Consider the following 22,836-nt stretch of genomic DNA (forward strand, 5'->3'; position numbering starts at 1 on the left):
CTCTTGCAAATAAGGCACCGAAGCCCCTTTAGGCATGAGATGCTCGGGTCAAGCCCGAGCATGACGCGTGGCATGCATCTCGGTTTTTCGGCCTCAATCCGGAACCGGCACGGCGCGACGCGCGATCGCCTGGAGATCGGCTCCCGCAGGCAGCGAGCCGAAATGGCCGGACCAGCCACCGGCCAGCCGCGAGGCGACGAAAGCATCGGCGACCGCATGGGGCGCATGGCGGATCAGCAGCGCGGCCGACAAGGCCAGCGCCATGCGCTCGACGAAGCGGCGCGCCAGATGCTCATGCTTGAGCACGTCGACGAGATCGGTCTCCAACTCTGCGAGGAAAGCATCGTAGCGCGGATCGTTGCCGCGCGCGGCGCGCAACTCGTCGAGCAGGGCTGCCACGCAATCCGGATAGCGGCGGATCGAGCGGAGCACGTCGAGGCAGACGACATTGCCCGTGCCCTCCCAAATGCCGTTGAGCGGCGCCTCGCGATAGAGCCGCGCCATCAGATGGTCCTCGATGAAGCCGTTGCCGCCATGGCATTCGAGCGCCTCGGTGACGACCGGCGTGGCGCGCTTGCAGTTCCAGTATTTCGCGATCGGCGCGCCGATGCGGCCGATGAGCTTCTCGGCCTCGCTCTCGCCTTCGCGATCGAGCGCGTGGACAAAGCGGAAGGCGAGCCAGGCGGAGGCCTCTGCTTCCAGCGCGAGATCGGCGATGACATTCGTCATGATCGGCTGGTCGATCAGCGCCTTCTGGAACGCACGGCGATGCGCGGTGTGATGCGCCGCCTGCGCCACGGCGTGACGCATCAGCCCGGCCGAGCCGACGGCGAAATCGAGCCGCGTATAGTGGTTCATCTCCAGCCCGGCGCGGATGCCGTGACCGGGCTCGCCGATGAGATGGGCGATGACGCCACGGAATTCGACCTCGGAGGAGGCGTTCGACTTGTTGCCGCACTTGTCCTTGAGCCGCTGGATCTGCAGCCGGTTGCGCGAGCCGTCCGGCAGCCAGCCCGGCACGACGAAGCAGGAGACGCCTTCCTCCGTCCGCGCCAGTGTCAGGAACACATCCGAATGCGGGACCGAGAAGAACCATTTGTGGCCGGTGAGCGCATAGGTGCCGTCGGCATTGCGCGTCGCCACGGTCTGGGTCTGGCGGAGATCCGAGCCGCCCTGCTTCTCGGTCATCGCCATGCCGACCGTGCCGCCGCGCTTCTGCGCCGCCGGCAGCGGGCGCGGATCGTAGTCTGACGAGGTGACCAGCCGGCCGAACTCCGCCCAGCGCTCGGGATCGCGCTGCAGGACCGGGATTGCCGAATAGGTCATGCCGAGCGGGCAGCAGATGCCGTTCTCGCCCTGGTTCCAGAGATAGGAAACCGCGGCACGCGCCACCTGCGCGCCGGGCCGGGGCTTCGTCCAGCACAGCGAATGGAACTCGTCGCGCATCGCGAGCCCCATCAATTCGTGCCAGGCGGGATGAAACTCGATCTGGTCGACGCGCCGGCCCCAGCGGTCATGGGTGCGCAATTCCGGCAGGCTGCGATTGGCCTGCCGCGCCAGATCCTGCACGCGCTGCGAACCGACATGGCCGCCGACGACACTCGCCTGCTCGCGGAACCAGCCCGCGCCGAAGGCATTGAGGATGCGTCCGAGCGCGGGGTCCGCCGCGAAGGCATCGTAATCCGCCAGCGCCGGCGCCTGGTTCAGCACTTCATGGGTGTCGTAGCCGTAAGGGTCGAGAGCGGTCATGCAGCTTGTCCTTCACGGCTGATGAGGGCGGCAAGGGAGAGATCTGCCAGAGCCGCCGCGATCTCGCGGCCGCGCTCCGAGGTGATGGCACGCTCCGGCGAAAGCGGGCCGATCAGCGCCTCCATGAACCCGCCGACGATCATCGCCGCGGCGGCGTCGGGGTCGACGGGGCGGAAAGCGCCCTGTTCGCCGCCTTCGAGGACGAGTGCCCGGAAGATGCCGGCGATCTCGCGGCGATAGTCGAGCCGCGTCGCGTCGACCGCCGGATCGGCGGGCTCGGCAATCATCGACCATGCCAGGCGGCGATTGGCGAAGGCGCGCCGGGCGAAAGCCTCGACCGCGGCGGTCAGGCGTTCGGCAACGGGCGCATCGCTGGCGGCGATCTCGCGCAGCACGGCGAGTTCGCGCGCCGAAACGATGGCGACGATCTCAGCCATCAGCTCAGCCTTGGACGAGAAATAGGAATAGACGCTGCCTGTGGATACGCCGCTGGCGGCAGCGACGGCTGCGATTGATGTCTCCTGGAAGCCAACCTCCGAGACGATGCCCCGCGCGGCGGAGAGGATCGCCTCGCGCTTCCCGACCTTGCGCGGTTGTCTCGGTGTGGCAACAGGCATGGCCCGCCTCGAGTTTTGAATCTGAATTCAAATTCAATCTGAGAGCAAATCCAGCACCCGTCAAGCGGCGCGAAGCGTGCGGGCTCTGGGAGGGGTCCATTGAACCTGGCCTATTGCTGGCGCGGCCGGAGCGGACCTGAAAATAACGGGATGCGCTGTCGCATCAGCGAGTTCGACCGTGAGCCTGTGCGCTGCAGCCGCTATGCCATCCGACTGAAGCAGCCGCATTCGAGCCGCGAGCGCATCCGCGGCATCGCCGCCACGGCTGCACGGCAAGCTGCTGCGGTGCCGCCTTCCGATCTCGCAAGGCGCAGCAGCGGTTCGACGAGCCGGATCGGATCGCAGCGAGCCTAGGTGGCGCGTTGCTAGCCCATCGCGGATGTGAAACCGACGCAAAGTCGACGCAGCGCGACGACGTAGGGGTTTCGCGCCAAAAAGCTGGCTTCGCCGAAATAGATCGGAATTTCAGGCAGTTCCGGCAAATCGATCACGGTGATCGTGGTTTCGCTGCCATCCATGCACCAGGCGGGAATGATCGCGTAGCCGAGACCGGCTTCGACGCAGCGTTTCACGCTTGAGCTGCCCGATGTCGAGATCGCGATCTCCATCTCGGTATCGTCCGGCTGCAGATAATCGATGGCGAGGTTGCGCAGCAGTTGGCCGGGCTCATAGGTCACGAAGGGGCGCCCCTGCACCCATTGCCTGATCTCCCCCCGCGGCGGCGTCCCCCATTCGCGCGGCAGGACGAGCGCCGGCCGGTATGTGCAGACAAGGTGCTGCGGCACGTTGGGGTCGCCGAAATAGCGCTCCGTAATGCACAGGTCGAGGCTGCCGTCCCGGATCATCTCCGGAAGAGCGGTATCGCGCTCGAAGGCGATGATCTCGACCTGCGGGAAAAGCGTGCGGAACTGCGCCAGGATCGGCGGCATCAGATAGAAGAAGATCGCCTGCGGCAGGCCGATGCGCAGCACGGGACGCTCCTTCTGGAGCGTGCGGTCGAGCCGGGTCAGCACAGTATCGAGCTCGGGCAGCAACAGCTTGTAGAGGCTGCGCCCACGCGGCGTCAGGGTCACCGTCTTGGCGCCCTGCTCGGAGACGACCAGTCGCTCCGCCAGCAACTGCTCAAGGCGCCGCACATGGTTGGCGGCCGATTGGTAGCTCATGCCGAGCTTGCGCGCCGCGGCGGAATAGGAGCCGTCGCGCGCAACGATGAAGAACGTCTGGATGAGCGTCAGATTGGCTTCGCGCATGGTCCCTTCCGCCGGCCGGCCCGTCATTCCTTCCTACAACAGCTCTCCTTCCGCCACTTGCAAACAATGAGGCAAGTCGGCCCGGATCATTTGCATCGACCCGGCAGGAGAAGCGAACGAGGTTCTGGCCATCGCGTTACGGGACGAACCGCTCCGGGCATGGCCTCTTCTTCATCCATTCATGTCGCCGTGATCGGCGCCGGGATCGTGGGCGCAGCGGCCGCCCATTTTCTGGCTGCCGCCGGTGCGCGGGTGACGCTGCTCGACGCCTCTGGGCCAGCTGCGGGCGCGACCGGCGCGTCGGATGGCGCCGTCTCGGTCGCCAGCAAACGGCCGGGTCCGATGATGGATCTGGCCCGCCACGCCCGGGCCTTCTATGTCCGCAGCGAGCGGGATGGCCTGTTTCGCGGCCTGTTCCATCGCCGCTCGACTTTCCTCGTCGCACGAACGGCGATCGAGGCCGATCTCGTCGCCCAGCATGGCGCCGACCTCGCCGCGGTGGGCGAGCGCGTCGTCGAAATCAGCCGCACGGCTTTGCTGGATCGCATTCCGGGGCTGGGTGCCAGCGTCTGCGCAGCGCTCGAAATCCCCGATGACGGGCATGCGCTGGGCTATGAGATCACCGAGCGCCTCCTGCACAAGAGCGGCGTCAGCATCCGCCGCAATGCGCCCGTGTCCGAGATCGTCATGCGGGCTGGGCGCGTCGGCGGCGTCGCGATCCGGAACGAGCTGCTCGCAGCCGATGCCGTGCTCGTCGCCGCGGGGATCGGCTCGGCTCCGCTGCTCGGCCTTGGCGAGATTCTGATCCCGCGCAAGGGGCAGATGGTCGTCACCGACCGTGCCAGCACGGCAGGACCTGCGATCGACGGCCATCTGATGGCGGCTTCGTATCTCGCCGCCAAACGCGGCATCGTCCGCGACAACGCCCATATCGGCTTGGTGATCGACCCGCTGATGACGGGCCAGTTCCTGATCGGCGGCAGCCGCGAAGACCATCGCAGCGACCACGCCACCGATGCCGTGACCATCGCGGCGATCCTGCGTGAGGCGCTCGATCTCTACCCGCCGCTCGCCGGTCGCCGCGTCCTGCGCAGCTTCGCCGGGGTTAGGACCGCCTCCCGCGACGGCCTGCCGATCGTCGGCCTGCACCCGTATCGCGAAGGCGTCGTCATTGCGACTGGCTTCGAGGGCGACGGCATCTGCCTCGGACCGTTCATGGGTGCCTGCGCTGCCCGCCTGCTGCTGGGCGAGAAGCCGGAAACCGACCTGTCCGCTCTGTCGCCGCAACGCTTCGCTCGCGTCGAGGCCCACGCATGACCAGCCATTTTCTCTGGAACGGCGCGCCGGTGGCTTTCCAGCCGGGCGAGACGATCGCCGCAGCGCTGCTCCGGGTCGGGATCACCGATCTCGGCCAGTCCAACGACGCGCCCGGCGGACGGATGTTCTGCGGGATCGGCGCCTGCCAGGGCTGCGTCGTCGCGGTCGCAGGTGCGGCGCCGGTCGAGGCCTGCCTGACGCTCGCTAGCGAAGGCCTCCGGCTCGGCGCGCTACCTGCGGTCGGAGCCGATCATGCATAAGGGCCCTGTCCTCGTCGTGGGCGGCGGTCCGGCCGGCGCCAGCGCGGCTGCCGCCATCGCGGAGGCCGGCCTGCCCGTCATGCTGGTCGAGCAGCGGGATCAGCTCGGCGGCGCCATCCATCGCCAGCCGGCTGCCGGCGAAAACCATGTCTGGCGGCCCGCTCGTCACCGCCGCAACTGGACGGAGCTGACGGCGCGACTCCGGGGCTCCGCCGAGCGGATCGAGGTTCGGACGCAAACAGTGTTCCTCGGCGTCGACGGCGAGGGTCGCTTTTTGTTCGACGATCGTCGTGCCGGCCACGTCTTTGCGCACCGCCCCCGGGGAGCGATCATCGCGGTCGGTGCCGTCGAGACGATCTGTCCGTTCCCGGGCTGGGAACTGCCCGGCGTCATGACGGCCGGCGGTGCGCAGGTCCTGCTCAAGGAAACGGGCCGCCCTCCGGAGGGCCCGATCCTGGTGGCCGGCAGCGGACCGCTGCTGCCCGCCCTCGCGGCCCAGCTCGCAAAGGCCGGCAATCCCCCGGTCGCCGTGCTGGAGCGCGGCCGGCCATGGCGCGCCGCAAGGGCTCTGGCCCGCCTCGCCGCGTCATGGGCGCCGATGGCCGAGGCGGCTGCCTATGCAGCGACGCTTGCCATCAGCCGCGTGCCCTACCGCTGCGGAGCCGTCGTGACACGGGCTGAGCCTGATGGCCCAGGCCTCAAGGTCGGCATCCGCGTTGGGGAGACGCAGGACACCCTGCGCGTGCGGCATTTGCTCATCCATGACGGCATCGCCCCGAACCGCACCGGGATTCCGTTGCCGGCCCCCGACGCGGCCGTGCCCGTCCTGCTCGCCGGGGATGGGCGGGAAGCGCTCGGCGCCGATGCCGCGCTGCTCGACGGTCGACGCGCGGCGATGCAGATGCTTGCCCGCCTCGGCCTGGCAGGCACAGACGCTTCGCAAGTGCAACGCGGCCTGCAGCGTGCACGGGGCTTTCAGGCCGCTCTCGGACAAGCGCTCCACAGCGAGCCGGTGGTGCCTGCGCCCGAGACCGTGATCTGCCGTTGCGAAGGACGCAGCTGCGCGGATCTGGCCGCCCTGGCAGACGACGCTTCGCCGCGCGAGATCCGGCTGATGGGGCGCTTCGGCCTCGGTGCCTGCCAGGGCCGCTTCTGCGGCCCGATGATCGCAGCCCTGCGAGACCGGCCATTGCCGGCCGCAACTCCCCCGCGCTGGCCCTTGCGACCGGTTTCGGTCGCGGCGCTCGCCCGCCTGACAGATGATGAAACGGAGTGATCTGACCGTGACGATGTCCCTCGCCAAGCCTGCCCGGGCTATCGCCGCCTCCATGGTCGAGGTGACCAATCCGTTCGACGGCGCCCTCGTCGGCAAGGTCCGCGGAGCGGACGAGGTCGCGGTGGCCGAGGCCCTGCGCCGGGCGCGCAAGGCCTGGTCCAGCTTCCGCTTCAGCACGCCCGCGGAACGCAAGGAACTGCTCTATCGCCTGGCCGGCCGCCTCGAGGACGAGGCGGAGGCGATGGCCCGGACGATCTGCGCGGAGGTCGGCAAGACGATCGCCGAGGCACGCAACGAAGTCCGCCGCGCCCGCAACACGCTCCGGCTGAGCGGCGACGCCGTCACCGTCCTGCATGGCGAGGTCCTGCCCACTGCCATCGTGCCGGGAGCGCCGGACAAGCAGGCCGTGATCACGCATGAGCCTGCCGGGGTCCTGGGAGCGATCACGCCGTTCAACTATCCGCTCAACCTGCTCTGTCACAAACTCGGCCCCGCCATCGCGGCCGGCAATGCCGTCGTCGCCAAACCCTCGCCGAAGGCTCCGCTCGCTGCGCAGCGCCTCGCAGAGCTGGCCGAGGAGGCGGGCTTCCCGGACGGCCTGTTCGGTATCGTCCATGGCGGCGCCGATGTCGCGGCGATGATCGCGAGCGGCGACATCGATCTGCTCAGCTTCACGGGTGGGCCGACGGCGGGATTGGCGCTGAAGAACGCCTCTGGCCTTGTCCGCTGCCTGATGGAGCTTGGCGGCAACGACCCTCTGATCGTCATGCCGGACGCCGATCTCGACCGCGCCGCCGACGTCGCGATCGCGCACCGCTTCGAAATCGCCGGCCAGAGCTGCGCCGCCGTGAAGCGGCTCTATCTGCACGACGCCATCCGCGAGACGATGATCGAGCGCATCGCGGCGCGCGTCGCGAAGGTCACCACCGGCGATCCGGCCGATGCCGAGACTGCCATGGGCACCGTCATCGACGAGCCGGCGGCAGCGGAAGTCGAACGACGTGTGAAACTCGCCGTCGCGGACGGCGCCCGGATCGTCGCGGGCGGAAACCGCCGCGGCACGCTGTTCGCGCCGACCTTGCTCGACGCCGTTCCGGCCCAGACGGAACTCGTTCGTTCCGAGACGTTTGGGCCGGTGCTCGCCGTGCGCCGCTTCGACGATCCCGACGCTGTGATCGCCGAGATCAGTGGCGGCGCCTACGGGCTGCAGGCCGGGCTCTTCACCAACGACCATGCGCTCGTGAAGCGGGTCTCCCGCCGGCTCCGCGTCGGCGGCGTCATGATCAATGAAGGGCCGGATTTCCGCGCCGAGAATGTGCCGTTCGGCGGCATCAAGTCGAGCGGACTGGGCCGCGAGGGCATCCACATGACCCTGCGCGAGATGAGCGAAACCAAGGTCGTCATCGACTGATGATGCAAGGAGCCAACAAGATGATCGATCCCGAACTGCGCCGGCGCCTGACTGGCGTCTTCACCGCGCTGGTCACGCCCTTCCGCGACGGAGCGCTCGATATTCCCGCGCTCGAGAAGCTCGTCGCTGCGCAGATCGCGGCCGGTGTGTCCGGGCTCGTCCCGGTCGGCACGACAGGCGAAGCCGCGACGCTGAGCGAGGATGAGGCCGACGCTGTGATCCGCACCACGGTGAAGGCGGCTGCCGGACGCGTCTTCGTCATGGCCGGCGCCGGCTCGAACGCGACGCGGCTCGCCATCGGCAAGGCCGAGCGTGCCCAGGCGGCGGGCGCCGACGGCCTCCTGCTCGTGACCCCCTATTACAACAAGCCCTCGCAAGAGGGGCTGTTCGACCATTTCTCCGCCATCGCCGGCGCGGTTAGCCTGCCCATCATGCTCTACAGCGTGCCGGGACGCGCCGGCGTCGAGATCGCGCCGGAGACCGCAGCGCGGCTTGCGGCGGCGCATTCCAATGTCGTCGCCATCAAGGAGGCAGGGGGCAAGGCGGAACGGATCACGGAGCTGCGGCTGGCACTCGGCGAGGATTTCGTCATCCATTCCGGCGACGACGGCCTGACGCTGCCTTTCCTCGCGCTCGGCGCCGACGGCGTGACGAGCGTCGCCTCGAACCTGCTGCCCGCCGAGGTCGTCGCGCTGTGCCGGGCCTGGTACGCCGGAGACCCGCGCGAGGCGCGCCGCATCCACAACGCCTTGTTCGACCTCGTCGGCCATCTCTTCATCGAGAGCAACCCGGTGCCGGTGAAGACGGCACTCGCGCGCGCCGGCCTGATCGGCCCGGAGCTGCGGGCGCCGCTCGCAGCGCTGCGCCCGGAAAGCCGCAAGGCGCTGGAAGCAAGCCTGCAATCGTTCGAGAGCCGAGCGAACATATAAGAAAGCCGGTAGGACGACGACCTACTCTCGCATTGTCCACGCAAGTGCGTCGCCTAGGCTCTCGTCGTCCTAACCACCAGCGCAAGACCGAAAAACATCGGCAAGGGAACGGAGTGGAAAGCTCATGAAATCGATCATTCGCGCCATCTGCGCAGCCAGCCTGGGATTGCTGGCACTTCAAGCCTCGGCCCGGGCCGAAGACACCATCGACGCCATACGCTCGCGCGGCGTGCTGCGCATACCGGGGATCATCAACGAGGATCCCTACTTCAACAAGGACCCGCGGTCCGGCGAATGGCGCGGTTTCGCCATCGAGATGGCCCGCGACATCGCCACCACCCTCGGCGTCAAGCTGGAGGTCGTCGAGTCGAGCTGGCCGAATTCCATCCTCGACGTGCAGAGCGGCAAGGTCGATCTGGCGCTTGGCGTCACGGCGACGCCGCAGCGCTCCCTCTCCGTCGCGTTCTCGAACCCGACCTACTTCAACAGCTTCGTCATCGTCTCGCCCAAGGCGGAGCTCTCGAAGCTGAGCTGGGCCGAGCTCAACGACCCGAAATACACCTTCGCGGTCGACCTGGGCTCCTCGCAGGACCTGATCGCCCAGCAATACCTGCCGAAGGCCAAGATGCTGCGCTTCAAGTCCCGCGACGAGGCGATCGTGGCGGTGGTCACAGGCAAGGCAGACGGTCTCGTCAACACCATGTTGAACGGCCTCGTCATGAGCAAGAAGGCGAGCGGCATCGGCAAGGTGATGGTGCCGTCTCCGGTTCTGTCGACGCCCTCCGTGGTCGCCATGAACTGGAAGGCCGACGAGAAGTCGCGCGCCTTCATCTCGGCCTGGGCCGAATACAACCGCCGCATCGGCAACAACCAGACCTGGATCGTGAAGAGCCTCGCGCCCTTCGGCATCACGCTCGACGACATGCCCGAAGGCTTCGGCTTCGGCGGTTAAGGCAGGAGCAGCCCCCAGAGCAGGATATTCGCGAAAACCGGCTTCCGGCTTTTCGCATCCTGCTCGAGGGCTGCCTTCACAAAAGGCTGGCATGATATGTACACGTGGAGCTTCGCCCCGATCTTCCAGGCGAGTGATCTGTTCCTCTGGGGCGCGTGGATCACCATCGTCTACACCGTGGCCTCCATCGCCATCGGGCTGGTCCTCGGGCTGCTCCTCTGCTTCGCGCGGCTTTCCGGCATCGGGCCGCTGAGCTGGCTGGCGCAGGGCTTCCAGGAGCTGTTCCGCTGCACGCCGCTGCTGGTGCAGCTGCTATGGATCTACTACGCCCTGCCGCTGCTGCTCGGCTTCGATCTCGCGAATTGGGCGGCGGCGCTGATCACGCTCTCGCTCTATGCCGCGGCCTTCTACGCCGAGGTCTTCCGCGGCGGCATCGTCTCGATCGACAAGGGGCAATCCGAGGCGGGCGCCGCCATCGGCATGTCGGGCTGGCAGGTCATGCGGCGCATCGTGCTGCCGCAGGCCATCCGCCGGATGATGCCGGCCTTCATCAACCAGTCGGTGACGCAGTTCAAGAACACCTCGCTCATCTCCGTGATCTCGGTGGCGGAACTCACCTACATGGCCAGCATCGTCAACGGGCAGACCTATCGCCCGCTGGAATCCTACACCATCCTCGCGCTGCTCTACTTCGCCATCCTGTTCCCGATCACGAAGTTCGCCGACATCGTCGAGAGCCGGACGCGCGGCAGCCATTGAGCGAGAGCCATTCCATGAACTCCGTTGCCATGCCCGGCCTGCGCGAGACCGTTCTCGAAGCGCGCGGCATCACCAAGCGCTTCGGCGCGCTCACCGTCCTTCACGGGATCGATCTCTCGCTGACCAGCGGTGAGGTCGTCTCGATCATCGGGCCCTCCGGCTCCGGCAAATCGACCTTCATTCGCTGCATGAACATGCTGGAGGTGCCGGACACCGGCGAGGTCCTGTTCCGCGGCCGCCGCGTCGGCCCGACATTCCGCGGCACGGGCCAGCTTCTCGGTCTTGGCGAATTGCGGCGCCATGTCGGCATGGTGTTCCAGCACTTCAACCTGTTCCCGCACATGACCGTGCTGGAGAACGTGATCGAAGGCCCCATGACCGTGCAGCGCAAGCCGCGCGGCGAGGCCATCGACATCGCGATGGACTACATCGCCAAGGTCGGCCTCGCCGATAAGCGCGACGCGCGGCCGGACCAGCTCTCGGGCGGGCAGAAGCAGCGCGTGGCCATCGCCAGGGCCCTCGCGATGCAGCCGGACGCTCTGTTGCTCGACGAGATCACCAGCGCGCTCGATCCTGAGCTCGTAGGAGAGGTTCTGGGCGTCGTGCGCAACCTTGCCGAACAGGGCATGACCATGGTCCTCGTCACCCATGAGATCTCGTTTGCGGCCGGGGTTTCCGATCGTGTCGTCTTCATGGAAACCGGGCGCATCGCCGAGCAGGGCAGCCCGGACCGCATCCTGCACAACCCGGACAACGAGCGTCTCAAGACCTTTCTCGCGCGCTTCCATGGCTGATCCGCAGGCAAGCAACGCCCGGCCCTTCAAGGTCGTCATCGTCGGTGCAGGCCGGATCGGCACGGCGCTGGCGCTCCTCCTGCGCGGAAAGCCGGAATTCGAGTTCCTGCTCGCGGACCCGACCGAGCCCGGCCGCAGGCGAGCCAAGGACCTTGCGCTGCCGCTGACGGAAGCCGATCCGGCCAACGCAGCCCAGCTCGACCGGCTCTTGACCGGGGCCGATGCCGTGGTCGCGGCATTGCCGTCCTCGGCGACGCCCATGGTGGCCGCGGCCGCCCGCCGCAGCGGAAGCAACTATCTCGACCTTGGCGATGACGGAGCCGCGCTCGAAGCCGTCCAGCACGAGGCCAACGCCGCCGCAGGCTGCTTCATCGCGCAATGCGGCATCTCGCCGGGGCTCGTCTCGGGCCTGGTTCTCGATCTCGCCTCGCGCTGCCCGGGCCTGCCGGATATCGACGTCCGGATCGGCGCTCTGCCGCGAACGGCCGCCGGGCGCCTGGGCTACGGGCTGGTCTGGGATGTCGACGCCACCCTGCGCGAATATACGCGCGCCTCGCTTGCGCTCGTCGACGGCCGCGAGTCCGGGCTGGCGCCGCTGTCCCGCTGCAGCCCCTTGCATCTCGGATCGCGCGACTACGAGGTTTTCGTCTCAGGCGCGATCCCGGCTACGCTTCGCGAGCGCCTGGCCGGCAAGGTCGGGAATCTGATCTCGCATACCATCCGCTATCCCGGGCACGCCGAACAGATGGCGTTCCTGCTGGACGAGTTGAAATTGCGCGACCGCGTCTATCTGCTGCGCAATCTCTTCCTCAACGCGCTGCCCGAGATCACCGATGATCGTCTGCTGATCTCGATCACCGCAGCGTCTCGTGACGCGGATGGTGCGCCCCACGAACACTTCCTGCGCGAGGTCGAGCCGCTAGAGATCGGCGACGCCGCGATCGGCGCCATGCGGCGCACCGCTGCCTCCCATGTCGCCGCGGTGCTCGATCTGTTGCGCCTCGGGCAAATAGGCCGCCAAGGCCTCCTTGCGCAGGAGGACATTCCTCTGGATCTCCTGCGCGAAAACCGTTTCCTTGCCTGGTTCTTCGAGACGCCGGCACCTGTCCCCGGTCGCGTTTTGCAGGGAGTGCATCCATGAACGGCTCTGGGTCCGGACGGCTGGGCGCGGTCGTGAACGATCTGAGCATCGGGGTCCTGATGCTCGACACCCATTTTCAACGCCTGCCGGGCGATATCGGCAACGGCCGCACCTGGCCTTTCCCGGTCCAGTTCCGGGTCGTCCGCGGCGCCGATCCCGCGGCCATCGTCCATGGTCGCCCGGAAGAATTCCTCGAGCCCTTCATCGCCGCCGCCCTCGATCTCGTCGCTTGCGGGGTGCGCGGCATCGCTACCAGCTGCGGTTTTCTGGCGCTGCTGCAGCGAGAGCTGGCCGCCGCACTCCCGGTTCCCGTGGCCACGAGCAGCCTGCTGCAGGCACCGTTGATCGAGGCCATGCTGCCCGCCGGCCAGCAAGTCGGCATCCTCACCTTCGCCGCGGAGGCGTTGACGGCGCGCCATCTGGCCGCCGTCGGGGTGCGTCCCGACACTCCCATCGAGGGGCTGCCTCCGGACAGCCTGTTCCGCCAGGTCTATGGCAATCGCGGCGGCGTGTCCGACGTCGCAAAGCTCGAGGAAGAAGTCGTGACAGCCGCCCGCGCGCTGGTCCGCCGCCATCCGAATGTCGGCGCGATCCTCTGCGAATGCACGAATCTTCCGCCGCATTCGGCGGCGGTCGCTGCTGCCACCGGGCGGCCGGTCTTCGACGTCATCGGGTTCGTTGAATGGTTCGGGCATGCGATCGCGCCGCCGCGCTTCCGCTAAGGTTTGACGAGGAGCGCCGCTGGCTTTTGGTCTCGCTATTGATTGAAGTGCTCGCAAGGCGGGACTAGGCATGTCCCTAGGCGCGAGACTGCAGCGGAGATGCGGGGGTCGCGCTCGGCCTTCAGCGATGGCGTCCATCTGCGGGACTACGCAAGTTTCGTGCGGGACCGGGAGGCGGAGATGTGCCGCAGCCTCGGCATCCAGGCTCCGCGGTAGCTTGCGCCACCCCGCGCCGTGTCCCGGCCCTCCGCTGCCATGGGCCAATCGGCGCGCGAGATGGGCCGAGTGACTAAAACTCGATGCCCTGCTGCGCCTTCACGCCGGCGGCGAAGTGGTGCTTCACCAACGTCATCTCGGTGACGAGGTCGGCCGCCTCGATCAACTCCGGCTTGGCGTTGCGGCCGGTGACGACGACGTGCAGGTCTGGGCGGCGAGCGACCAGCGTCGACACGACGTCGGCGAGCGGCAGATAGTCGTAGCGCAGGGCGATGTTGAGCTCATCGAGCACCAGGAGCCGGATTTCGGGGTCGGCCATCAGCTCCCTCGCCTTCGCGAAGGCGCGCTCGGCGGCAGCGATGTCACGGGCCTTGTCCTGCGTTTCCCAGGTGAAGCCCTCGCCCATGCTGTGCCAGGCGACCTGATCGCCGAAGGTTTCCAGCGCCTTGCGCTCGCCGGTCGACCAGGCGCCCTTGATGAATTGCACCACGCCGATGCGCCAGCCATGTCCGAGCGCGCGCAAGATCAGGCCGAAGGCCGCCGTTGACTTGCCCTTGCCGGGGCCGGTGTTGACGATGAGAAGGCCCTTCTCGACGGTCTTGGAAGCGACCTCGGCGTCCTGCACCGCCTTGCGCTTCTCCATCTTGGCCTTGTGGCGGGCGGTGTCTTCGGTGTCGGTCATCATTTCACTCGCATCGGCAATCCGGCGACCATGAAGACCACGCGGCCGGCGCGCGCCGCAAGCGCCTGATGCAGCCGCCCGGCCTCGTCGCGGAAGCGGCGGGCGAGCGCATTCTCCGGGACGATGCCGAGGCCGACCTCGTTGCCGACCAGCACGAGCGGCGCGGAGACGCTTTCGCAGGCGGCGATCAGGGCCTGGCGCGCCGCGGCCGTATCGCGCTCGGCGAGGATGAGGTTGGTCAGCCAGAGCGTCAGGCAATCGACAAGGATGGGCCGGCCGGCCGGACGGACGGCGATGGCCTCGGCGAGATCGAGCGGCGCATCGACGGTCTGCCAGCCCTCCGGGCGGCGTGCGCGATGCTCGGCGATGCGCTCGCGCATCTCGTCGTCATAGGCCTGGGCGGTGGCGATGTAGCTCCAGGGGGCCGGGCAAGCCTCGATCAGCGCCTCGGCATGGCGGCTCTTGCCGGAGCGGGCGCCGCCGAGGACGAGGGTGAGGTGGGGCAATTCCATCGAAAAGTCCTATGCCGTCATGCTCGGGCTCGACCCGAGCATCTCCATCCGAAAGGGCGAGCCTCTTCCTGTACGAGATTCTCGGGTCAAGCCCGAGAATGACGTTTCTGCCACGGCGCACTGCATTGCACAGCGGCACGCCGATAGCTAATGATGGTCCATGACGGTGCCTCCGCAAGGAGGTGAAAAGGGAACGCGGTGAGATACCGCGGCTGCCCCCGCAACTGTAAGCGGGTGTTTCCCGCCATCGGCCACTGGAGCGCTCGCTCCGGGAAGGCGGTGGGGAACATCAGACCCGCGAGCCAGGAGACCTGCCGTCGACCCGCAACGATCCAACCGGCTGCCGGCGGGGCGGCCACGGAGAGCCCCATGAACACCGCTTCGGTTTCCACCACTCAACTCAGCGTCTCGGAACGCGTCAAGGCAGCCGCCGCCGCGCTCGTGATCGGCGTCGCGCTGATCTACACGACCGGCTTCGCGGCCTCGACGAACGTTCACAACGCCGGGCACGATACCCGCCACGGTCTCGCCTTCCCCTGCCACTGAGGGAAAGCATCCATGGTTACGCGTGTTCTCACGGTCAGCATTCTGGCCGGGCTTCTGGCTGGGCTGATCGTCGCCGCCCTCCAGCATGTCACCACCACCCCGCTGATCCTCAAGGCCGAGACCTATGAGGCGGCGTTGCGCCTGCAGGCGCCGACGCTCGCCGCCTTCGACGGCGAGGCGAAGATCATCCTCGCGCATGGCCCCGCTGGCGATGCGCCCGGCCACGACCATGCCGAATGGAAGCCGCAGGACGGCCTCCAGCGCACGCTCTTCACCAGCGCAGTGACGATCGCGACCGCAATCGGCTTCGCCGCGCTGCTGCTCGCGGGAATGATCGCGGCCGGCGATACGATCGACCAACGTAGCGCCCTGGTCTGGGGCGCCTGCGGCTTCCTGGCGCTCGGGCTCGCCCCCGCGATGGGGCTCGCGCCGGAATTGCCGGGCGCGGCTTCCGCAGCGCTGGAGCAGCGGCAGTTCTGGTGGCTGGTCACCGCTATCGCCACGGCGCTTGGGCTCTTCCTGTTCCTGCGCTTCGAGCAGCCCTGGCTCAAGCTGCTGGCCGTCGTCGTGATCCTGCTCCCGCATGTGATCGGCGCCCCGCATCCGGCTGCGCCGGAGAGCAAGGTGCCGGCCGAGGTTGCGGCGCATTTCGCGGCTCTGTCACTCGGCATCCAGGCTGCGCTCTGGCTCGCCACCGCCTTCATGGTCGGCGTGCTCTGGCCCTGGGCCAGCCGGCGCGCCGCGCTCGCGCGCTGAAGGCAGCGGAGCCTCCGGGCTCCGCGCGAAAGGCAAGTCATGTCCGAGGGCGACCTCACTATCCATGTCTGCACCGCCTGCAGGCGGGCGCGCGCCGATCTCCCGGAGGGTTACGACCAGCCGGGGCTGGCGCTCGCGGAGCGTCTCACCGCTCAACTCGCAGCAAAGGGCAGCACCATCCCGGTGCTGCCTGTCGAATGCCTCGCCGTCTGCAAGCGGCCCTGCACCATCGCGCTCAGCGCCGATGGCAAATGGACCTATCTGATCGGCGACCTCGACACCGACACCCATCTCGACGAGATCGTCGGCGCGGCGGAGGCCTATGCCGCCAGCGCCAACGGCATCGTTCCCTGGAAAGAGCGGCCGCAGTCCTTCCGCAAGGGCGTGGTCGCACGCGTGCCGCCTTTGCCGGCGCGCCAGCAAGGATGACATCATGAACGCTCCGCAAACCACGAACCTGGGCAAGACGCCCTGCACGATCATCACCGGCTTCCTCGGCGCCGGTAAGACGACGCTGGTGCGCCATCTCCTCGAGAATGCGCAGGGCAAGAAGCTCGCCGTGCTCGTCAACGAGTTCGGCGATCTCGGCTTCGACGGCGAGTTCCTGAAGGGCTGCGGCATCGCCGGCTGCAGCGACGAGGACGTGGTCGAGCTGCCGAATGGCTGCATCTGCTGCACCGTCGCCGATGATTTCGTGCCGGCGCTGGAGAAGCTCCTGAACCGGCCGAACCCGCCCGAGCATATCCTGATCGAGACCTCCGGCCTCGCCTTGCCGAAGCCGCTGGTGCAGGCCTTCAACTGGCCTGCAATCCGCGCCCGCGTCACCGTCGACGGCGTCATCGCCGTGGTCGACGGACCGGCCGTGGCCGATGGCCAGTTCGCCGATGATCCCGAGGCGCTCGCGGCGCAGAAGGCGGCCGATGTCTCCGTCGAGCACGACAACCCTCTGGAGGAGGTATTCGAGGACCAGATCCTCTGCGCCGACCTTATCCTGCTCAACAAGAGCGACCTCGTCGACGAGGCCGGCCGCGCACGGGTCAAGGCCGAGATCGCCGAGCACCTGCCCAAGGCGATCAAAATCGTCGAGACCGCCCATGGCAAGGTCGAGCCGGCGCTGATCGTGGGCTTGGGTGCCGCGGCCGAAAGCGATCTCGCCGCCCGCCCCTCGCATCATGGCGAGGGCGAGCATGATCACGACCATGACGATTTCGACTCGGTCGCCGTGCCGCTGCCGGCGGGGCTTTCACCGGAGGAGCTGACGGCGCGTGTCGCCAAGGCCGCCGAAGCCGAGGGCGTGCTGCGGCTGAAGGGCTTCAGCGCCGTGCCGGGCAAGCCGATGCGCCTCGTCGTGCAGGGCGTGGGCCGGCGCGTCGGGCATCATTTCGACCGCCCCTGGGGCGCGAGCGAGCCGCGCGACGGGCGCCTCACCGTGATCGGCCTCAAGGGCTTCGACCTCACGGCCGTGGAAGCGGCTCTCGCGGGGGCGTAAACCGGACCGATGCATCTTCTCCCGACCAGCGAGATCAGGCTCGACGACGGCGAGGACGCCGTCGATCTCGCCTTGCCGCCGGGAGACGTGCTCATGCTCTCCTTCACCGACAGCGACCTCTCCGCGCTGGCGGTGGCGGCCCGCGTCGACGCGGAACCGCCCTCGTCATGGTCGGGCTTGTCCCGACCATCCACGCCTTCCCCTATCGAAGGTCGTGTTAAAGACGTGGATCCTCGCCACAAGGGCGAGCATGACGGACAGAGCCTGTCGGTGCGGCTCGCTCCGCTCAGGCGGCTGAGACATCCGCTCTCGGTCGATTTGTTGATCGAGAAGACGGCGGCGCAATGCCGCTTCGTGCTGGTGCGCTGCCTCGGCGGGCTCGACTACTGGCGCTATGGCATCGAGCAGCTCGGCATCGCCTGCCGCGCGCGCGGCATTCCGCTCGCGATCCTCCCCGGCGACGAGCGCGACGATCCGAGACTGGGCGAGCAGGCGACCGTCCCGGCTGAGTTCGCGGCGGAACTGCTAGCCTATTTCCAGGCGGGCGGCGGCGCCGAGAACATGCGGCGGCTGCTGGGGCGGATCGCAGGATATATCGCGCGGGCGCCAAGAGCATCCAACCTGACGCCACTCCCGCTGCCATCGTTCTTCGCGCTCGGCAGCGACGGCAAACCCCTGCCATGGCTCGACGCGCTCGCTACGATCCCGGCCGACAAACCACTCGTCCCGATCCTGCTTTACCGATCCGGCGTCGCGGCTGGCGACACGGCCATGGCCGAGGCCCTCGCCACCGCCCTCGCCGCGCGCGACCTCGCACCCCTCCCGCTCGCGGTGACCAGCCTGAAGGACCCCGCGGTCACCGCCGAACTCGCAGCGCTGATCGCAGTGCGAAAGCCGGCGCTGATCGTCACCAGCACCGCCTTCTCCGCTCGCGAAGGCGCGGATTTCGTGCTCGACGGCGCCGATTGCCCGATCCTGCAGGCCGTGCCGGTGGGCAGCCCGCGCGAAGCCTGGGAAGCCTCGCCGCGTGGCCTCTCCGCCGCCGATCTCGCCATGCAGGTGGCGCTGCCGGAATTCGACGGGCGCATCGGGGCAATTCCGGTGGCGTTCAAGGCCGAAGCAACCGACCCGGCGACCGGGCTCAGTATCCGCCGGCTCGTGCCGGATGCAGAGGGCATCTCTGCGCTTGCCGATTTGGCGAAGGGCTGGATCGCTCTCGCCCGGAGACCGGCGGCCGAGCGAAAGCTGGCACTGGTGATGTCGGACTATCCCGCGCGCGGCGGCCGGGCCGGCTTCGCCGTCGGGCTCGATACGCCTGCCAGCGTGACGGCGATCCGGGAATTGTTGGCGGGGGTGGGATACGCTGTTGCCGCTCTCAACCCTCATCCTGAGGAGCCGCGCAGCGGCGTCTCGAAGGATGATCCAGCGCGCTCTGGAGCATCCTTCGAGACGCTAGGCTCGCGCCTTGCTCCTCAGGATGAGGGCTCGCTCTTGATGGCCGCACTGACTGCCGGGCCAACCAATCTCTCCATGCCTCTCACGGCCTATCGCGAATGGCTCGCCACCATCCCCGCTGCGGCGCGCGAGTCCCTTCTTGCCAGCCACGGTGCGCCCGAAGCCGATCCCACCTGCCGCGAGAGCGCCTTCCGCTTCCGCGCCGTACGCTATGGATGCCTCACCGTAGCCCTGCAGCCGCCGCGCGATACCACGCCCGACCGCAAGGCGCGCTATCACGACCCCGACGCGCCACCCGGCCACACCTACCTCGCCTTCTACCTCGCGCTGCGCCAATCCGAGGCCATCGACGCGCTGATCCATCTCGGCACGCACGGCACCACGGAATGGCTGCCGGGCAAGGCCGTGGCGCTCTCGGCCGGCTGCTGGCCGCGCCTTGCCGTCGGCGGGCTGCCGGTGATCTACCCCTATGTCGTCGACGACCCCGGCGAGGCGGCGCCGGCCAAGCGACGGCTCTCGGCCGTCACCCTCGGCCACCTCCCGCCGCCGCTGGCCGAGACGGAGGACGCCGGCGAAACCGCCTTGCTGCGCGATCTCGTCGAGGAGTTCTCGCAGGCGCAGGTGCTCGATCCGCGCCGCGCCGACCTCGTCGCCAGCGAAATCCGGGCGCGGGCCGAGGCGAGCGGGCTCGCGGCCTCCTGCGGCGTCGCAGCCGACATGGAGATGAGCGAGGCCCTGACCCGGCTCGACGCCCATCTCTGCGACATCGCCGAATTGCCCTTCCGCGACGGGCTGCACGTCTTCGGTCGGTCCGACGCCGACCCGGCTTCCGCCCGCAACGAGCGCGAGAACCTCCTGCGCTCCCTAGATGGCCGCTTCGTTCCGCCGGGCCCGGCCGGCTCGCCGCATCGCGGCCGTCCTGACGTGCTGCCGACCGGGCGCAACCTCTCGACGCTCGATCCCCGCGCGATCCCGACACGCGCCGCCACACGGCTGGGCCAACTGGCGGCGCAGGCTGTGGTCTCGCGCCATCTGCAGGATCATGGCGACTATCCGCGCCGGATCATCATGGACCTCTGGGCCTCACCAACGCTGCGCTCCGGCGGCGAAGACATCTCCCATGCGCTGGCATTGATGGGCGTCGAGCCGCTCTGGGACAATGCCTCGACCCGCATCACTGGTTTCAGTATTCTGCCACAGCCGAAGCTCGCCTATCCGCGTCTCGACGTGACCGTGCGCATTTCCGGCACCTTCCGCGACACCTTTCCGGGGCAGATCGCGCTGATCGACCAGGCGGCGCGGGCTGTCGCCGCGCTGGACGAGCCCGACGACTGGAACGAGCCGGCCGCTGCCCGCCGCCGCGGCGGGCATGGCGCGCGCATTTTCGGTGCGGCTCCCGGCCGCTATGGCGCCGCCATGGCGGACCGAGCGCTCGACGGCGACTGGACCGAGCGCCAGGAGCTGGGGGCCGCCTATCTCGCCGCCTCCGACCATGCCTATGGCGGCCCGGAAGGCATGGCCACGGCCGACCCCGGCTTTATCGACCGCATCAAGGCTTCCGACGCTTTCATCCATGTCAGTGACACCGCCGGGCGTGACATTCTCGAAGCCAGCAGCGCCGCCGATGTGATCGGCGGGCTCGCGGCAGCTGCGAAGGCGCTCGGCGCCGATCCTGCCCTCTACAGCCTCGACAGCTCGAACCCCGAAGCGCCGAAGGCGCGGACGCTGGCCGAGGACATCGCTCGCATCGTGCACGGCCGGCTGACGCATCCGCGCTGGATCGCTTCCCAACTCGCCCATGGCTGGCGCGGGGCGGCGGAGCTGGCCGAGGCGGTCGATACGCTCTTCGTCTTCGCGGCGAGCACGGAGGCCGTCGCGGACGGGCTGTTCGAAGCGGTCTTCCAGGCCTATTGCGCCGATCCGCAGATCTGGTCCGCTCTCGAAAGCGCCAATGCGCCGGCCGCCGCTTCGATCCGCTCGCGACTGGCCGAGGCGGCGCGACGCGGCCTCTGGACCAGCCGGCGCAACTCGGTCGGCGCCTTCCTGGCGCGGGAGGCGGCGGAATGAGCGCGCTCCCGCAAAAAGCGCCGCAGGCCGGAAAGGAAGCGCTGCGACGCGGCTGGTGCCCGAGCACCCTCAGGCCGATGGAGACCGGCGACGGCTGGCTGGTGCGCCTCCATCCGCCCGGCGCGATGCTGACACCTTCACAACTGAGGCGGATCGCGGCTCTGGCAGCCGAGCACGGCAACGGACTCGTCGAAATCTCCGCCCGCGCCAATCTGCAAATCCGGGGGGTGACGCCCGCGAGCCATCCGGCGCTGGTCGAGCGCCTGCTGGCGGAGCATCTCGTCGATGAGCATGCGGGTGATGGACCACAGCGGCTGACGCTGGTCTCGCCGCTGGCGGGCAGCGATTCGAACGGCCTGATCGACGCAGCCGCATTGGCCGGGCAGATCGAGCTGCGCGCCCGCAGGATTCCCGGCCTGCCGGCCAAGCTCAGCGTTATCGTCGATGATGGCGGCACGCAGGCTCTGGACAGCCTTTCAGCCGACATCCGAATCGTCGGCGTCGGGGCCGGGGGTGTCACCCTGTGTCTGGCGGACCATCTGTGGCGTGGGCCAATCCCCGAAGCGGATGCCGCAGCGACGGTTGACACCATCCTGCGCGGCTTCGCAGCGCTGCGCAGCGCCGCTCCCGACCGTATCCGCCGCCTGCGCGACCTGCCATCCGAGAGGTTGACCGGCCTGAGCACGCTCCCGGAAGCGCCTGCACATGCCTACCGCCCCCGGGGGCTGCGCGCCGGGCTGCTCGCTCTGGGGGAGGACCGGTTCGCGGCGGTCATCGGCCTACCCTTCGGCCGGTGCGATGCGGCCACCCTCGACAAGCTCGGCGCCGATATTGAGACCAGCGCAGGCGACATCCGGCTTTCGCCCTGGCGAGGGCTTGCCTTCCGCAATCTCCGCCGCGCCGAAGCCGACAAGCTGATGACACGGGCGAACGGCCTCGGCCTGATCACGCGGGAAGAGGATCCGCGCCTTTCCGTGCAGGCCTGCGCCGGCAGCCCCGCCTGCTCGCGCGCCAAGGCACCGGCAACGGCGGATGCGGCTATCCTCGCCGACGCGGCCGCCGATCTGCTCGCGCGAGGCGTGACGCTGCATGTCTCCGGCTGTGTCAAATCCTGCGCCCATCCGGCGGCCACCGATCTCACTCTGGTCGGGCGTGACGGGCGCTACGACGTCGTGTTCGGCGGCACGGCGCGGGACAAGCCGGTCGCGACGCTTGACCTTTCGACGCTGCTGGCGCGATTGCAGCCGGGAGAAGAGTTTCACGCGCGGCTGGCCAATGTCGCGCGTTCAACGGGATCGCAGGGTTGAGCAGGGCATACGATTACATTCAGGACGGGGCGGCGATCTATGAGCGCTCCTTCGCAATCATCCGTGCGGAAGCTGATCTCGCCCGCTTCAACGGTGTGGCCGAGCGCGTCGTCGTGCGGATGATCCATGCCTGCGGCATGACCGACCTGCCCGGTGACGTCGAGATGTCGGCGGATTTCGCGAAAGCCGCACAGGCCGCGCTCAGGAGCGGCGCGCCGATCCTCTGCGATGCCAAGATGGTCGCCAATGGCGTGACGCGCGCGCGCCTGCCGGCCGGCAACGAGGTCATTTGCACGCTCGACGCCCCTCAGGTCCCCGCGCTCGCGGCTGAGATGGGCACGACCCGTTCCGCCGCCGCGATGGAGCTGTGGAAGTCCCGGCTTGCCGGCGCCATCGTCGTGATCGGCAATGCGCCGACCTCGCTCTTTCGCTTGCTTGAAATGCTCGATGCCGGCGCGCCCAAGCCGGCGGCCGTGATCGGCATCCCCGTGGGCTTCGTCGGCGCGGCGGAATCGAAGGCAGCGCTGGCGGAGGATGGGCGCGTGCCGTGCCTCGTCGTGCATGGACGGCGCGGCGGTTCGGCCATGGCGGCAGCGGCCGTCAATGCGCTCGCGCAGGACAAGGAATAG

The 22,836-nt window shown here is 68.4% G+C and carries 22 protein-coding genes and 1 riboswitch; of the genes, 17 read left to right on the plus strand and 5 right to left on the minus strand.

From position 1 onward, the window contains the following. Positions 1-93 precede the first annotated feature (93 nt). The 3 genes from AB4Z16_RS00815 to AB4Z16_RS00825 all read right to left on the minus strand — a co-directional run bounded on the left by AB4Z16_RS00815 (position 94) and on the right by AB4Z16_RS00825 (position 3,616). Positions 94-1,749, minus strand: a complete 1,656-nt coding sequence (locus AB4Z16_RS00815; protein ID WP_441509421.1) for an acyl-CoA dehydrogenase family protein — start codon at positions 1,747-1,749, stop codon at positions 94-96. Further along, positions 1,746-2,366, minus strand: a complete 621-nt coding sequence (locus AB4Z16_RS00820; RefSeq protein WP_441509422.1) for a TetR/AcrR family transcriptional regulator — start codon at positions 2,364-2,366, stop codon at positions 1,746-1,748. The genes AB4Z16_RS00815 and AB4Z16_RS00820 overlap by 4 nt, the downstream gene beginning before the upstream one ends. 365 nt (positions 2,367-2,731) lie before the next feature. Further along, positions 2,732-3,616 (minus strand): LysR family transcriptional regulator, encoded by an 885-nt coding sequence (locus AB4Z16_RS00825; RefSeq protein WP_441509423.1) that lies wholly within the window; start codon positions 3,614-3,616, stop codon positions 2,732-2,734. 159 nt (positions 3,617-3,775) lie between these two features. Between AB4Z16_RS00825 and AB4Z16_RS00830 the strand changes: the two genes are divergently transcribed. The 10 genes from AB4Z16_RS00830 to AB4Z16_RS00875 all read left to right on the plus strand — a co-directional run bounded on the left by AB4Z16_RS00830 (position 3,776) and on the right by AB4Z16_RS00875 (position 13,177). Continuing rightward, on the plus strand, positions 3,776-4,933 hold the full coding sequence (locus AB4Z16_RS00830; RefSeq protein ID WP_441509424.1) for an NAD(P)/FAD-dependent oxidoreductase: 1,158 nt from the start codon (positions 3,776-3,778) through the stop codon (positions 4,931-4,933). Further along, positions 4,930-5,193 (plus strand): 2Fe-2S iron-sulfur cluster-binding protein, encoded by a 264-nt coding sequence (locus AB4Z16_RS00835; protein ID WP_441509425.1) that lies wholly within the window; start codon positions 4,930-4,932, stop codon positions 5,191-5,193. The genes AB4Z16_RS00830 and AB4Z16_RS00835 overlap by 4 nt, the downstream gene beginning before the upstream one ends. Beyond that, positions 5,186-6,469, plus strand: coding sequence for an FAD-dependent oxidoreductase (locus tag AB4Z16_RS00840; protein ID WP_441509426.1), 1,284 nt, complete (start codon positions 5,186-5,188; stop codon positions 6,467-6,469). Before AB4Z16_RS00835 ends, AB4Z16_RS00840 begins: the two co-directional genes overlap by 8 nt. A 13-nt stretch (positions 6,470-6,482) precedes the next feature. Then, entirely contained in the window at positions 6,483-7,880 is a 1,398-nt protein-coding gene (locus tag AB4Z16_RS00845) for an aldehyde dehydrogenase family protein (RefSeq protein ID WP_441510097.1), read from the plus strand. Between the two features lie 20 nt (positions 7,881-7,900). Next, positions 7,901-8,809 (plus strand): 4-hydroxy-tetrahydrodipicolinate synthase, encoded by a 909-nt coding sequence (gene dapA / locus AB4Z16_RS00850; protein WP_441509427.1) that lies wholly within the window; start codon positions 7,901-7,903, stop codon positions 8,807-8,809. Between the two features lie 124 nt (positions 8,810-8,933). Further along, positions 8,934-9,761: a transporter substrate-binding domain-containing protein gene (locus tag AB4Z16_RS00855; RefSeq protein WP_441509428.1), complete on the plus strand. Its 828-nt coding sequence runs from the start codon at positions 8,934-8,936 to the stop codon at positions 9,759-9,761. Positions 9,762-9,857: 96 nt separating this feature from the next. Then, positions 9,858-10,520: an amino acid ABC transporter permease gene (locus AB4Z16_RS00860; RefSeq protein ID WP_441509429.1), complete on the plus strand. Its 663-nt coding sequence runs from the start codon at positions 9,858-9,860 to the stop codon at positions 10,518-10,520. A gap of 14 nt (positions 10,521-10,534) precedes the next feature. Next, the gene (locus tag AB4Z16_RS00865; protein ID WP_441509430.1) at positions 10,535-11,314 is read left to right on the plus strand and encodes an amino acid ABC transporter ATP-binding protein; all 780 of its coding nucleotides are present in this window, start codon (positions 10,535-10,537) and stop codon (positions 11,312-11,314) included. Next, on the plus strand, positions 11,307-12,455 hold the full coding sequence (locus AB4Z16_RS00870) for a saccharopine dehydrogenase family protein (protein WP_441509431.1): 1,149 nt from the start codon (positions 11,307-11,309) through the stop codon (positions 12,453-12,455). Before AB4Z16_RS00865 ends, AB4Z16_RS00870 begins: the two co-directional genes overlap by 8 nt. After that, positions 12,452-13,177, plus strand: a complete 726-nt coding sequence (locus tag AB4Z16_RS00875) for an aspartate/glutamate racemase family protein (protein ID WP_441509432.1) — start codon at positions 12,452-12,454, stop codon at positions 13,175-13,177. The genes AB4Z16_RS00870 and AB4Z16_RS00875 overlap by 4 nt, the downstream gene beginning before the upstream one ends. Positions 13,178-13,466: 289 nt before the next feature. Here the strand turns inward: AB4Z16_RS00875 and cobO are convergent, their stop codons facing one another. After that, a complete protein-coding gene (gene cobO, locus AB4Z16_RS00880) occupies positions 13,467-14,075 on the minus strand; it encodes a cob(I)yrinic acid a,c-diamide adenosyltransferase (RefSeq protein WP_441509433.1) in 609 nt (202 codons plus the stop codon). Next, entirely contained in the window at positions 14,075-14,587 is a 513-nt protein-coding gene (gene cobU / locus AB4Z16_RS00885; protein WP_441509434.1) for a bifunctional adenosylcobinamide kinase/adenosylcobinamide-phosphate guanylyltransferase, read from the minus strand. Before cobU ends, cobO begins: the two co-directional genes overlap by 1 nt. A gap of 147 nt (positions 14,588-14,734) precedes the next feature. Then, positions 14,735-14,920, plus strand: a riboswitch (cobalamin riboswitch). Between the two features lie 36 nt (positions 14,921-14,956). Between cobU and AB4Z16_RS00890 the strand changes: the two genes are divergently transcribed. From AB4Z16_RS00890 to AB4Z16_RS00920, 7 genes are read left to right on the plus strand one after another with little or no spacing between them, the layout of a single operon-like run. After that, complete coding sequence (locus AB4Z16_RS00890; RefSeq protein WP_441509435.1) at positions 14,957-15,133, plus strand: CbtB domain-containing protein; 177 nt, start codon at positions 14,957-14,959, stop codon at positions 15,131-15,133. 12 nt (positions 15,134-15,145) lie between these two features. Further along, positions 15,146-15,889 carry a CbtA family protein gene (locus tag AB4Z16_RS00895; protein ID WP_441509436.1) on the plus strand — a complete coding sequence of 248 codons (744 nt, stop codon included), beginning with the start codon at positions 15,146-15,148 and terminating at the stop codon, positions 15,887-15,889. 39 nt (positions 15,890-15,928) lie between these two features. Then, the gene (locus tag AB4Z16_RS00900) at positions 15,929-16,318 is read left to right on the plus strand and encodes a DUF1636 family protein (RefSeq protein ID WP_441509437.1); all 390 of its coding nucleotides are present in this window, start codon (positions 15,929-15,931) and stop codon (positions 16,316-16,318) included. Positions 16,319-16,322: 4 nt separating this feature from the next. Next, entirely contained in the window at positions 16,323-17,378 is a 1,056-nt protein-coding gene (gene cobW, locus AB4Z16_RS00905) for a cobalamin biosynthesis protein CobW (RefSeq protein ID WP_441509438.1), read from the plus strand. 9 nt (positions 17,379-17,387) lie between these two features. Continuing rightward, positions 17,388-20,900, plus strand: a complete 3,513-nt coding sequence (gene cobN, locus AB4Z16_RS00910) for a cobaltochelatase subunit CobN (protein WP_441509439.1) — start codon at positions 17,388-17,390, stop codon at positions 20,898-20,900. Next, positions 20,897-22,207, plus strand: coding sequence for a precorrin-3B synthase (gene cobG, locus AB4Z16_RS00915; protein ID WP_441509440.1), 1,311 nt, complete (start codon positions 20,897-20,899; stop codon positions 22,205-22,207). Before cobN ends, cobG begins: the two co-directional genes overlap by 4 nt. Beyond that, positions 22,204-22,836 carry a precorrin-8X methylmutase gene (locus tag AB4Z16_RS00920; protein WP_441509441.1) on the plus strand — a complete coding sequence of 211 codons (633 nt, stop codon included), beginning with the start codon at positions 22,204-22,206 and terminating at the stop codon, positions 22,834-22,836. The genes cobG and AB4Z16_RS00920 overlap by 4 nt, the downstream gene beginning before the upstream one ends.

Source organism: Allobosea sp. TAF32 (assembly GCF_052113585.1).
Lineage (GTDB): Bacteria > Pseudomonadota > Alphaproteobacteria > Rhizobiales > Beijerinckiaceae > Allobosea.

Bases quoted from the DNA above. Each gene is read 5' to 3' on its own strand.
- AB4Z16_RS00855 (WP_441509428.1), top strand. From the start codon at position 8,934: ATGAAATCGATCATTCGCGCCATCTGCGCAGCCAGCCTGGGATTGCTG.
- AB4Z16_RS00895 (WP_441509436.1), top strand. From the start codon at position 15,146: ATGGTTACGCGTGTTCTCACGGTCAGCATTCTGGCCGGGCTTCTGGCT.
- AB4Z16_RS00860 (WP_441509429.1), top strand. From the start codon at position 9,858: ATGTACACGTGGAGCTTCGCCCCGATCTTCCAGGCGAGTGATCTGTTC.
- AB4Z16_RS00830 (WP_441509424.1), top strand. From the start codon at position 3,776: ATGGCCTCTTCTTCATCCATTCATGTCGCCGTGATCGGCGCCGGGATC.
- AB4Z16_RS00875 (WP_441509432.1), top strand. From the start codon at position 12,452: ATGAACGGCTCTGGGTCCGGACGGCTGGGCGCGGTCGTGAACGATCTG.
- cobU (WP_441509434.1), bottom strand. From the start codon at position 14,587: ATGGAATTGCCCCACCTCACCCTCGTCCTCGGCGGCGCCCGCTCCGGC.
- AB4Z16_RS00825 (WP_441509423.1), bottom strand. From the start codon at position 3,616: ATGCGCGAAGCCAATCTGACGCTCATCCAGACGTTCTTCATCGTTGCG.
- AB4Z16_RS00840 (WP_441509426.1), top strand. From the start codon at position 5,186: ATGCATAAGGGCCCTGTCCTCGTCGTGGGCGGCGGTCCGGCCGGCGCC.
- cobN (WP_441509439.1), top strand. From the start codon at position 17,388: ATGCATCTTCTCCCGACCAGCGAGATCAGGCTCGACGACGGCGAGGAC.
- AB4Z16_RS00870 (WP_441509431.1), top strand. From the start codon at position 11,307: ATGGCTGATCCGCAGGCAAGCAACGCCCGGCCCTTCAAGGTCGTCATC.
- AB4Z16_RS00845 (WP_441510097.1), top strand. From the start codon at position 6,483: ATGTCCCTCGCCAAGCCTGCCCGGGCTATCGCCGCCTCCATGGTCGAG.
- cobW (WP_441509438.1), top strand. From the start codon at position 16,323: ATGAACGCTCCGCAAACCACGAACCTGGGCAAGACGCCCTGCACGATC.
- AB4Z16_RS00890 (WP_441509435.1), top strand. From the start codon at position 14,957: ATGAACACCGCTTCGGTTTCCACCACTCAACTCAGCGTCTCGGAACGC.
- AB4Z16_RS00835 (WP_441509425.1), top strand. From the start codon at position 4,930: ATGACCAGCCATTTTCTCTGGAACGGCGCGCCGGTGGCTTTCCAGCCG.
- AB4Z16_RS00815 (WP_441509421.1), bottom strand. From the start codon at position 1,749: ATGACCGCTCTCGACCCTTACGGCTACGACACCCATGAAGTGCTGAAC.
- AB4Z16_RS00865 (WP_441509430.1), top strand. From the start codon at position 10,535: ATGAACTCCGTTGCCATGCCCGGCCTGCGCGAGACCGTTCTCGAAGCG.
- cobG (WP_441509440.1), top strand. From the start codon at position 20,897: ATGAGCGCGCTCCCGCAAAAAGCGCCGCAGGCCGGAAAGGAAGCGCTG.
- AB4Z16_RS00900 (WP_441509437.1), top strand. From the start codon at position 15,929: ATGTCCGAGGGCGACCTCACTATCCATGTCTGCACCGCCTGCAGGCGG.
- AB4Z16_RS00820 (WP_441509422.1), bottom strand. From the start codon at position 2,366: ATGCCTGTTGCCACACCGAGACAACCGCGCAAGGTCGGGAAGCGCGAG.
- dapA (WP_441509427.1), top strand. From the start codon at position 7,901: ATGATCGATCCCGAACTGCGCCGGCGCCTGACTGGCGTCTTCACCGCG.
- cobO (WP_441509433.1), bottom strand. From the start codon at position 14,075: ATGACCGACACCGAAGACACCGCCCGCCACAAGGCCAAGATGGAGAAG.